This window comes from Salibaculum sp., from assembly GCF_035270045.1.
Lineage (GTDB): Bacteria > Pseudomonadota > Alphaproteobacteria > Rhodobacterales > Rhodobacteraceae > Salibaculum.
This window is the reverse complement of the sequence record NZ_DATFIP010000089.1, coordinates 1-10,170: the sequence shown is the minus strand read 5'-3', so window position 1 is coordinate 10,170 and position 10,170 is coordinate 1. Positions and strand designations below refer to the sequence as shown.

General features: G+C 65.5%; 14 protein-coding genes, 3 tRNA genes and 1 pseudogene. 2 read left to right on the top strand and 16 right to left on the bottom strand.

Annotation, left to right across the window (positions count from 1 at the left end; translation table 11 throughout):
* From VJ897_RS15265 to VJ897_RS15140, 14 genes are all read right to left on the bottom strand, one after another.
* Window positions 1-220: DUF6538 domain-containing protein (locus tag VJ897_RS15265; protein WP_414706770.1), on the bottom strand; the 220-nt coding region annotated here is incomplete at its 3' end.
* Between the two features lie 120 nt (window positions 221-340).
* Window positions 341-415 (bottom strand) — tRNA-Phe (locus VJ897_RS15200).
* 73 nt (window positions 416-488) lie between these two features.
* Window positions 489-683: a DNA gyrase inhibitor YacG gene (locus VJ897_RS15195; RefSeq protein ID WP_324056653.1), complete on the bottom strand. Its 195-nt coding sequence runs from the start codon at window positions 681-683 to the stop codon at window positions 489-491.
* Window positions 680-1,723, bottom strand: a complete 1,044-nt coding sequence (locus tag VJ897_RS15190; protein WP_324056651.1) for a ribonuclease E/G — start codon at window positions 1,721-1,723, stop codon at window positions 680-682. Before VJ897_RS15190 ends, VJ897_RS15195 begins: the two co-directional genes overlap by 4 nt.
* A complete protein-coding gene (locus tag VJ897_RS15185; protein ID WP_324056650.1) occupies window positions 1,720-2,301 on the bottom strand; it encodes a Maf family protein in 582 nt (193 codons plus the stop codon). The genes VJ897_RS15190 and VJ897_RS15185 overlap by 4 nt, the downstream gene beginning before the upstream one ends.
* An 88-nt stretch (window positions 2,302-2,389) precedes the next feature.
* Window positions 2,390-2,608 carry a translation initiation factor IF-1 gene (gene infA, locus VJ897_RS15180; protein ID WP_008186030.1) on the bottom strand — a complete coding sequence of 73 codons (219 nt, stop codon included), beginning with the start codon at window positions 2,606-2,608 and terminating at the stop codon, window positions 2,390-2,392.
* 77 nt (window positions 2,609-2,685) lie between these two features.
* Window positions 2,686-3,555, bottom strand: coding sequence for a carbon-nitrogen hydrolase family protein (locus VJ897_RS15175; protein WP_324056645.1), 870 nt, complete (start codon window positions 3,553-3,555; stop codon window positions 2,686-2,688).
* Entirely contained in the window at window positions 3,552-4,142 is a 591-nt protein-coding gene (locus VJ897_RS15170) for a GNAT family N-acetyltransferase (protein ID WP_324056644.1), read from the bottom strand. Before VJ897_RS15170 ends, VJ897_RS15175 begins: the two co-directional genes overlap by 4 nt.
* Window positions 4,139-4,609, bottom strand: coding sequence for an arsenate-mycothiol transferase ArsC (locus VJ897_RS15165; protein ID WP_324056643.1), 471 nt, complete (start codon window positions 4,607-4,609; stop codon window positions 4,139-4,141). Before VJ897_RS15165 ends, VJ897_RS15170 begins: the two co-directional genes overlap by 4 nt.
* 3 nt (window positions 4,610-4,612) lie before the next feature.
* The gene (locus VJ897_RS15160; protein ID WP_324056641.1) at window positions 4,613-5,092 is read right to left on the bottom strand and encodes a UPF0262 family protein; all 480 of its coding nucleotides are present in this window, start codon (window positions 5,090-5,092) and stop codon (window positions 4,613-4,615) included.
* Window positions 5,089-6,399, bottom strand: a complete 1,311-nt coding sequence (hisD, locus tag VJ897_RS15155) for a histidinol dehydrogenase (RefSeq protein WP_324056639.1) — start codon at window positions 6,397-6,399, stop codon at window positions 5,089-5,091. Before hisD ends, VJ897_RS15160 begins: the two co-directional genes overlap by 4 nt.
* Window positions 6,400-6,616: 217 nt before the next feature.
* The gene (locus VJ897_RS15150) at window positions 6,617-7,099 is read right to left on the bottom strand and encodes a DUF2948 family protein (RefSeq protein WP_324056638.1); all 483 of its coding nucleotides are present in this window, start codon (window positions 7,097-7,099) and stop codon (window positions 6,617-6,619) included.
* A complete protein-coding gene (gene murA, locus VJ897_RS15145) occupies window positions 7,096-8,364 on the bottom strand; it encodes a UDP-N-acetylglucosamine 1-carboxyvinyltransferase (RefSeq protein ID WP_324056637.1) in 1,269 nt (422 codons plus the stop codon). Before murA ends, VJ897_RS15150 begins: the two co-directional genes overlap by 4 nt.
* A gap of 6 nt (window positions 8,365-8,370) precedes the next feature.
* Window positions 8,371-8,526, bottom strand: coding sequence for a hypothetical protein (locus tag VJ897_RS15140; RefSeq protein ID WP_324056636.1), 156 nt, complete (start codon window positions 8,524-8,526; stop codon window positions 8,371-8,373).
* A gap of 85 nt (window positions 8,527-8,611) precedes the next feature.
* On the opposite strand from VJ897_RS15140, the gene VJ897_RS15135 reads away from it, so the two are divergent.
* Window positions 8,612-8,686, top strand: a tRNA-Thr gene (locus VJ897_RS15135).
* Window positions 8,687-8,860: 174 nt separating this feature from the next.
* Here the strand turns inward: VJ897_RS15135 and VJ897_RS15130 are convergent.
* Window positions 8,861-8,936: transfer RNA gene (locus tag VJ897_RS15130), tRNA-Gly, on the bottom strand.
* Between the two features lie 123 nt (window positions 8,937-9,059).
* Window positions 9,060-9,230 (bottom strand): annotated as a pseudogene (locus VJ897_RS15125) (IS256 family transposase); the annotation flags it as partial.
* Between the two features lie 11 nt (window positions 9,231-9,241).
* Between VJ897_RS15125 and egtD the strand changes: the two are divergent.
* Window positions 9,242-10,170 (top strand): L-histidine N(alpha)-methyltransferase (gene egtD, locus VJ897_RS15120; protein WP_324056634.1); only part of this gene is annotated, 929 nt, incomplete at its 3' end.

Below are 10,170 nucleotides of genomic sequence, written 5' to 3'. Positions count from 1 at the left end.
CATCTTGTGCGCACAGTGAGACGCCCCGCTCCTTGGCTTCGTACCAATCTTGATCGAGATCGCGTGAAATTTGTGCCGCTAGTAGCCTGGCGTCGGCGAAGTCACGGGTGTGGAGAGAGAAGCGGATGAGTTCTCTGGGCTCAACGTCTCGATAGCGGACGGGACGCCGTCGCTGGTAATGCCAAATACCTTGGATCTGTTTGAGATGTAGCCCTCTCATGATTTTCCTCGCGTGCTACAAATCTAGCTACAAGCGCGATTTGCGGGGTGACGAGGACGAACATAGAAATCAATAGTCCCAAAGGCTTAGGGACGGAGCACCGTTTTGAGTTGAAGCTAATGGTGCCCGGGGGCGGAATCGAACCACCGACACGAGGATTTTCAATCCACTGCTCTACCCCTGAGCTACCCGGGCACGGGTGAACGCGTGGCGTTCGGGTGGGCGCGTTCTAGGGGATGGCCCGGGGGGTGTCCAGACCCATTTTGCGTCAATGCCGACGTGGGGGTGTGTCGCGGTCGAGGCGCTCGATTTCCTCAAGCGCCTCAAGCGTCTCCTCGGGGTCCTGCGAGGGCACGGCGTAGCTGCCGCCCAGCCAGCGCGCAAGATCGAGGTCGGCGCAGCGGCGGCTGCAGAAGGGGCGGAAGCCTGGCACGGTGGGTTTGGCACAAAGCGGGCATGTCATGCCAGAAGACTGCCAAGTCTCGGCAGCACCGGCAAGCGTTCGCGTTTGCGCTGCAGTTCCACGTGGCCGAGCGGTGTCCAGCCGACCAGCGTGGTATCGAGCGGATCCGCGCGGAAGGCCGCGCGCAGGGCGCTATCGACCTGTTTGCGGTGGGCCTTGGTCATCGGGGCGCAGTCTACCACCACCTGCCCGCCAAGGCCGCGCAGGCGCAGCGCACGGGGCAGATCCCGGGCCGCGGCGAGGTTCGCCTTGAGCCCGGCCGCCGGCGACGTGTCGCCACCCGTGTTCACGTCTACCGCCACGAGGGCGCGGGTCGGCTCGATGTACATGAAGGCGCCATTGGACAGGGCGACATGCCCTGACGACAGTGCCTCGATCTGTTCCAGCACGCTTTCACGGGCGAAGCCGCCGGGCTCCGTCACCACTTCGGCCGGATCGGTCCAGTCGCGCCAGGCCAGCGTGTGAGGACTGTCCCCCTCGACCAGGGCCTCGGGGTCTGGTTTCACGGCGTCGCCTGTCACAGCCGTGGCCAGCGCGGCCATGTCGGCGATATCCCCGGCGATCATTTCCGGATCGGCGCCCGCGCACGAGGACCGCAGGATCAGCCCCGCGCCCGGCGGCAGATCCACTTCGTGGGACACCTCCAGCAGACGCTCGCGTTCATCCTCGTCCTTGATCCGGCGCGAGACATTGCGGCCCGGCGCGCCGGGCGTGACGATGGCATGGCGGCTCTTGAACAGGACCTTTGCGGTAACCGGCACCGCCTTGCCCTCGTCGGCATGGCCCGTTACCTGCACCAGCAGCGGCTGGCCAGGGGCCAGTCCCTTGGCGTGGCGCAGAAAGGCCTTTTCGCCGTCGGGCAGGCGCAGGATCATGCCGCCCTGCCCTTTCAGCGGACGGTCGCAGATGGCGCGGAAGATCGCGCCGGGGCGGATCTGGTCTGGGTCGTCGATCAGCAGGTCATCGAGTTTGCCGTCCACCATCAGCGCCGCCGCCTCGCACCCGTTCAGGGTGTCAAGAACGATACGCCGCCCCTTCATGACCAGACCTCGACACCGGCCGCGCGCAACAGGTTCGCCGTTTCGACGACAGGCAGCCCCATCACTGCGCTATAGGAGCCGGCAATCCAGGGCACAAAGGCCGCTGCGGGCCCCTGGATGGCATAGCCACCCGCCTTGCCTTCCCAGTCGCCCGTGGCGAGATAACCGTTCACCTCGACATCCGAGAGCGGCTTCATCCTGACCTGCGTGACAACATCCTTGACGCGGATAACCTCGCCCGTTCGCACGGCCACGGCGGTGATGACCTTGTGGCGGCGGCCGGACAGGGCATGAAGGAAGGCCGCCGCCTCGCCCGCGTTTGCGGGTTTGCCCAGAATGCGCCGGCCCATGCACACGGTGGTATCGGCACACAGCACGACCTCGCCGTCCGCACAGTCACTGGACTCGGCCTTTTGACGGGCCATGCGGCGCACATAGTGACGGGGGTGTTCGCCCGGCGCCGGCGTCTCGTCGATATCGGGCGCGCGCACGTCATGGGGAACCAGGCCCAGCTGGGCCAGAAGCTCCAGTCGGCGCGGGCTGCCAGAGCCGAGGATGAGTTTGGGGGTGTCGGTCATTTCAGCGCCCAGTTTTGCAGCCGGGTGCCGGCCACATTTCGCCGCGCAAAACGTTTACCCGCACTGTCGCGAAGCCTTTGGCGCCGCGTTACTTGAACCGGTAATTTATGCGGCCCTTGGTCAGATCGTATGGTGTCATCTCGACCTGAACCTTGTCGCCGGCCAGAACACGGATGCGGTTCTTTCGCATCTTGCCTGCCGTATGCGCGATGATCGTATGGCCGTTCTCCAGCTCGACCAGGAATGTCGCGTTCGGCAGGAGTTCCTTCACGACACCGGGAAATTCGAGCAGTTCTTCCTTGGCCATGTTCACTCCGTTGCTGTTTTCCGCACAAGCGCGGACGCGCCTAGTTGAGCCTAAGACGCCCATATTTCAAGGGCCAATCAGACAAGTGGGACGGATTTGACGCCGCGATCGTGTCTTTGCTGCTCGTCCCAGTGGGAAAAGTTGCCCACCTGGCCGGTCTGCCGCGGCGCTCTGATCGCCATCAGGTCGAGTTCGGCGACCACCGGGCCGGCGCGATCGGTTTCGCCCTGGGCAAGGATGCCGTCACCCGGAAGCCCGTGATCGGGCGGGCAGAACAGACCCGCCCGGCCGGTGCTGTCATCCACGATATCGCACCCCGCGACCCGGCCCACGAGAGGGGCCTGCACCACCAGGCACTGGGATTCGATGGCGCGGGCGCGGGCCGATTGGCGCACCCGCGTCTGTCCGGCAGGCCCATCGGTGCAGGAGGGCACCAGGATCATGTCCGCCCCCGCCTCGGCAAGTCTGCGGGCAAGGATCGGGAATTCACAATCATAACAGGTCAGGATGCCGATACGGCCCAATCCCGTGTCGAAAACTTTCAATCCGTCACCCGGGACCAGTCCGAGCGTTTCGCGCTCGTAGGGGGTCAGGATCAACTTGTCCTGGTGGGCGACGATGCCATCCGGTCCGACCAGCCAGGCCCGGTTGACCAGGCCCCGCGGGGTGCGGACCGGCCCGGTGCCTGCCAATAAGTGGCAGGCATGTCGCGTGGCAAATGCCGCTGCAAGGTCACACCAGGCCCCGGCACGATCCGCGGCCTGGTCACGCCATTGCAAGGGTGACAGCGTCGGCGGAGCGGCCATCAGTGCAGCTTCCATCGCAGCGTATTCCGGCAAAACGACAAGATCGGCCGGCCCCGTCTGGAAGAGAGTGTCCCATTTCGTGTCAAGGGCGGTCCAGCCCGAGAGGCGCTCGACCTGGTAGGCGACAGCAGCGATCCTCATAGGGTCCGCATCCAGAATTGCAGCGGCTTGGAGGTCTGCGCGGTCTCGCCGATATCGGTCCAGTCGAAATGCGCGATGACATCCGGCAGTTTCTGGTAACCCCGTTTGCGCCAGAAACCATCCAGCGGGCGGTAATCCGCGGGCTTCATCGGATGATCGTCGGGGCGGATAACACCGCAGAAGGCGCTGTACTTCCGGCCCAGAGCGCTCGCATGCGCCTCGCGCGCATCGAAAAAGGCATGGCCGATCCCCTGACCCCGATACGATGGCAACAGAACAGATTCCGCACAGTAGAATATGTCCTCCAGGACGATTCCCTGCCCGTCGAAGGCCCGGGCGAAATCCTCGGCATGATCCTCCATCGGGGCACCCGTTGCCGCCCCCACCAGCCGCGCGCCGTCGAAGGCCCCCACCAGGATCGCCCCTGCGCTCTCGCGATAGCTCTGCAGGTAGCGATATTCGTAGTCGAAGGAGCCATCGTAGAGGTAAGGCCAGTCGCGAAAGACCGTCATGCGCAGCCGCGCCACGTCCTCCAGCGCAGGCTCCAGGTCGGCACCGGTCAGGGGTCGCACGTCGATACCGGTCATGCCTCGCGCCCCGGGCCCCAGCGGTTGGTCAACCGCTCGAATATCTGGTCGCGGGTCTGGCGATAACTATTCAGCTTGGCCGCGCGTCCTTCGCCCAGACCGGTGGGGTCAAGAACCGGCCAGTAGTCGATCTCCAAGTGAACATGCCGGGTGAGGTCCAGCGCCCGGCGCTGGCTGGCCGGGGACAGCGCCACGATCAGGTCGAACGACGACAGGTCGTCGCCCCATTCCGCCATCTGGTCGAAGGACCGGGTGCGATGACGCGAAAGCTCGACCCCAATCTCCTGGCAGACGGCGATGGCGAAGCCATCCACTTCCAGCTCGCCCTTGACCCCGGCGGACTGCACATAGGTCTCGGTGCCGTAGAGCTTTTTCATGATCCCCTCGGCCATGGGCGAGCGGACGGAATTGTGATCGCAGCAAAACAGCACCGATTGCGGAAGGGGCTGTGGGGCTGCCGCATCCATCCGTCAGACCCCGAAATGCAGCACGCAGATCAGGGTAAAGAGCCGCCGGGCGGTATCGGTGTCCACGATCACCTTGCCCTCCAGCCGTTCCTGCAGCACCCGCGCGCCCTCGTTGTGGATACCGCGACGGGCCATGTCGATGGTCTCGATCTGGCCGGGGGTCGAATTCTTGACGGCGTTGAAATAGCTTTCGCAGATCTGGAAGTAATCCTTGACCACCTGCCGGAAGGGGCCCAGCGAAAGCTGGAACTCGGCCGCCTCGGTGTCGTCCTCGGTGGCCACCGCGAAGACCAGGCGACGGTCGCGGATCGACAGGGCCAGCTTGAAGGGCCCTGACGGCACCTCGCGCCCTTCGCGTTCGGGCAGGGAAAAGGCGTTTTCCTCCAGCAGGTCGAACATGGCGACCTTGCGCTCCTGCTCGATCTCGGGCGTGGGCGGGGGCAACCCGCTGTCGTCCAGTTGGATATCGACGATCCGGCTCATTCATCGCCCTCGTTCAGCTTGTCCAGCCGGGCCCGCACCGACAGGCCGTGCGCCTCCAGGCTCTCGGCACGCGCCAGCGTCTCGGCCGCCGGCCCGATCCGGCCCAGGGCCGCCGGGGTCATCCGCGCAAGCGTGGTGCGTTTGACGAAATCCATCACCGACAATCCCGAGGAAAAGCGCGCCGACCGCGCGGTCGGCAGAACATGGTTCGGCCCCCCCACGTAATCGCCAATCGCCTCTGGCGTCCAGCCCCCGATGAAGACCGCACCGGCATGGGTGATCCGGCCCGACAGCGCCTCGGCGTTCGCCACGCACAACTCAAGGTGCTCGGGCGCGATCCGGTCCGAAAGGGCCACTGCCTCATCGAGGTCCCGCACAACCACCACTGCACCGAAATCGCGCCAGCTGACCCCGGCAATGGCGCGGCGTTCCAGCGTCTCTAGCCGAGCCTCGACGGCGCGCGCCACGCCACGCGCGAATTCCGCATCCGTCGTGATCAGGATCGACTGCGCGCTTTCGTCGTGCTCGGCCTGGCTCAGCAGGTCCAGCGCGATCCAGTCGGGGTCATTGTTACCATCGGCGATCACCAGGATCTCGGACGGCCCCGCGATCATGTCGATACCCACCTTGCCGAAGACCCGGCGCTTGGCCGCGGCCACGAAGGCGTTGCCCGGCCCGGTAATCTTGTCCACGGGCGCGATGGTCTCGGTGCCATAGGCCAACGCGGCCACGGCCTGAGCCCCGCCCACGCGATAGACCTCGTCCACCCCGGCCAGCTTCGCCGCCAGCATCACCAGCGGGTTCACCACGCCATCGGGCGTGGGCACCACCATGGCCAACCGCCCGACCCCCGCCACCTTGGCCGGAACCGCGTTCATGAGCACCGAGGACGGATAACTCGCCAGCCCGCCGGGGACATAGAGGCCCGCTGCCGAAACCGGGGTCCAGCGCCAACCCAGGCCGGCCCCGGCCTCATCCTCCCACCAGGCATCCTGCGGCATTTGCCGCGCATGGTAGGCACGAATGCGCTCGACCGCCTGCTCCAGCGCGGTGCGCTGGGCGGCGGGCACCTTTGCGGCATGGCCTGCGATCTCGGTCTCCGACATCCGCATGTCACCGGCCGTCAGGTCCAGTCGATCGAACTTGGCTGTCAGCTCCAGCACCGCCGCGTCACCACGCGCGCGGACATCGGCGATGATCTCGCCCACCGTGGCATCAACCTCGGGGCTGTCTTCGCGTTTCATCCCCAGAAGCGCGGCAAAGCCGGTCTCGAAATCGGCATCCTCGGTCGACAGGAACACGGGCATGGGCTTTCTCCTTTGTCCGTTCCCATACAAATCCCGCACCGAAGCCGCAATGCGGCCATCGGCTCTAACGGGTCCAAAAAGTCGCGGGAGAGTCCGCACCCTTCGCGGATGGGGGATGCGCCCAAGGCGCCGAGCCGATCGACGCGCCACGCGAAACAGCGCGGCGCGACCCCGATGTCCGCGTGAAAAGGGCGCGGAAGCGCTCAATCTGGCAGGGCTACGCCTCGGGGTGGTTCGGCCGGGCGCCCGATGGGGCCGCGTAGGGCCGGGTCACGTCGCGCAGCACGGCCTCCAGCGTCTCGACCTCCAGCCGGATCGCACCGTCACCGGCCAGCGTCAGCAGCACCTGCCCCGTTCCATCCTCGCCAGGCTCGAAGCGCACCGCCAACAACGACAGGATCGTCTCGCTGTCGCCCGGCGCCACGCCCTGGCTTTGTACCGACAGAACGTCCTCGAAGGCCAGCACCGATTGCACCCGTTCATAGGCCCGCCCCTGGGCCTCGGCCCGGGGGGCATCCTCCCAGCGGAACCTGTTGAGCAGCAGACCGAAGCGCCGCGCACTTCTGTCCCAGCGCATTTCGCTGCCTGGAAAGATGGCGTCCTGCACCAGCCCCGAAATCACCGAAAGATCATTGGCATCCAGCGCCCTCAGGCGCAGCGGGCGCTCGGCCCCGTCCTCGAAACGCGCGTCCCCTGTCATTGGCCCGGCACCCTCTCGATATCCGCTCCGACGCCGCCCAGCTTGTCTTCGACCGCCTCGTAACCGCGGTCCAGGTGGTAGACGCGATTGACCTGTGTCTCACCCTCGGCGGCCAACCCGGCCAGGATCAGCGACACGCTGGCGCGCAGGTCGGTCGCCATGACAGGCGCGCCTTTCAATTCCGCGACACCGGTCACCGTCGCGGTGCCGCCCTGCACGTCAATCTCGGCGCCCATGCGCGTCAGTTCCGGCGCATGCATGAACCGGTTCTCGAAAATGCGCTCCTCCAGCACCGATGTGCCTTCGGCGAGGCAGAGCATCGCCATCATCTGGGCCTGAAGGTCCGTGGGGAACCCCGGGAAGGGCGCGGTGGTCACGTCCACCGCCCGCGGCCGCCCGTTGCGGCGCGCCACATGCAGGCCCAGCGCCGTTTCATGAATGTGAACGCCCGCTTCCTCCAGCTTCTCGGCGAAGGCGCCGACAAGGTCGCGGCTACCGCCAATGCAGGTCACCTCGCCGCCCGCGATCACCGGGGCCAACATGTAGGTGCCCAGCTCGATGCGGTCGGTCACAACCGGGTGGGTCGCGCCGTGCAGCCTGTCAACCCCCTCGACGGTGATCTCAGATGTGCCGTCACCACTGATCTGCGCGCCCATCTTGCGCAGGCAGGTGGCCAGGTCGACGATCTCGGGCTCGCGCGCGGTATTCGTCATGACCGTGGTGCCCTTGGCCAGCGTGGCCGCCATCAGCACGTTTTCCGTGGCCCCGACCGAAGCGAAGGGAAAATCCACCCGCGCGCCCGTCAGGCCGCGCCGCGCCGTCGCGTGCAGGTATCCGTCCTTCAGCTCGACCTCGGCACCCAACGCCTCGAGCCCCTGAATATGGATGTCCATGGGCCGGGCCCCGATCGCGCAGCCCCCTGGCAAGGACACCACCGCCCGGCCGGCGCGCGCCAGAAGCGGTCCGAGGACCAGGTTCGAGGCGCGCATCTTGCGCACGATGTCATAGTCGGCGACGTGGTTTATCTCGCCGTGGCAGGCCATGGCCTGCACCCGGCCATCCTGCAGGGCGGACACCTCGGCGCCCAGCGATTGCAGAAGGGTCGTCATCGTCTTTATGTCGGACAGACGCGGCGTGTTGGTCAGCGTCAGCGGCTCGTCGCTGAGCAGCGCCGCCGGCATCAGCGTCAAGGCCGCGTTCTTGGCCCCGGCGATTTCGATTTCGCCCGACAGCGGCTTGCCGCCGCGTATGATGATGGAGTCCATGCCTGCCTACTCTTTCTCTTGGCTCGCGCTGTCATCTGCCCCGGCCCGAACCCGTGCCTGCTGCTTGCGGCGTTTGAGATTGGCCTTCAGCGCCGCCTTCAGCCGCGCATCCCGGTCCTTATCGGGCTTTCGGGGTGATTTGGGGTCGGTTTTTCCGCTCATGAGCCCCGTCTACAGTGCCGGGGAAAAACCGTCCAGAGAGGGCTTGCAAGGCGGCAAGAATACGTCTACTTCCCCCGCGCACGGCGCTGCTGTAGCTCAGAGGTAGAGCACTCCCTTGGTAAGGGAGAGGTCGAGAGTTCGATTCTCTCCAGCAGCACCACTTAAATACTATAAAGGTATGATTTACATACATAAAATAAAAAATTACTTATCTCTGCCCCCTCAATTATCCACCCTTGCATGCTTGCTAGTCAGCAACCAGTATCGGCGAATGCGATATGAATCACTGAAGGCGGCCGTAGCAGCGAGGCCAAAAACGCCACATGAGGTATGCTGGAGCGGCGGACCGGGTTCGAACCGGCGACCTACAGGATGGAAACCTGCCGCTCTTCCAACTGAGCTACCGCCGCATGGATTTCCCGGTAGGAGTTTAGCACACAACACACCGGGTGTAGAAGAAATTCGACCTGACCAGTTGAGTCTGGCACCGCAGGAACTTCGGAGCTATGCCCAAAAGTTGGTGACGGCCTTGGTCAGGCGGCGGTTTGAAGTTGCTTGATGCCGTCTTTGAACTTAACCCCTTCGATGACCTCGGGCAGACGGTTTGGCCCGTTGATCTTTCGCCACTTCTTCTTGGCTGACATCATCAGCTTGAAGACCATGGCGAGAGCGGTCTTTCGGTTCAGGCACCCCTTGGTTTTGCGGGGCGCTTGTCATGAGAGACCTTGCCTCCAGGGCTTCGCTTTCGGGGATCGCGGCGGATGCGGCGCAAGGTTTGGCCGAACGGCCCAGGCGGTTGTCGCCGAAATGGCTTTACGATGCGGCCGGCAGTGCGCTTTTCGAACAGATCACCAGGCTGCCGGAATACTATCCGACCCGGACCGAGACGGCGATCCTGCGCCGGCATTCAGACGCGCTGGCCGCCCTGATCCCGTCCGGCGGGGCGCTGGTGGAGCTCGGCTCGGGGGCGAGCGCGAAGACGCGCATCCTGCTCGAGGCCGCGCCGCATCTGGGCGCCTACGTGCCGATCGACATCTCCGCCGACTTTCTGGAAGAGACGGCGCAGGACCTGCGCCGGCGCTTTCTGGCACTGCCGGTGTATCCCGCGGTGGCCGATTTCACCCGCTCGGTCACGCTGCCCGGCGCCGTGCGGGCGCTGCCGAAGACCGCCTTCTTTCCCGGCTCCACCATCGGCAATCTGGAGCCGGACGTCGCGCGCGACCTGCTGACCGATATCCGGGCCTGGGGCGATGTGCGGGTCCTCGTTCTGGGCGCGGACCTCGTCAAGGACGCAGCGACGCTGGTGGCGGCCTATGACGACAGCCAGGGCGTGACCGCGCGGTTCACCACGAACGCGCTGGTCCGGCTCGCCGCCGAGCCGGGGGTACGGATCGACCCGGACGCCTTCACCTATCGCGCCAGCTGGAATGCCGGGCTCGCCCGGATCGACATGGAGCTGATCGCACGCAAGGCCCATACGGCCCGTATCGAGGAGGCCGAGTTCGCCTTCGCGGCCGACGAGCCGATCCTTGTCAGCGCGTCGCGCAAGTATACCCCGGAGTCCCACGCGGCGCTGGCCGAAGCCGGAGGCTGGCAGCTCGACATGCAGTACCGCGACGACAACGATCTGTTCGCCGTTGCCGT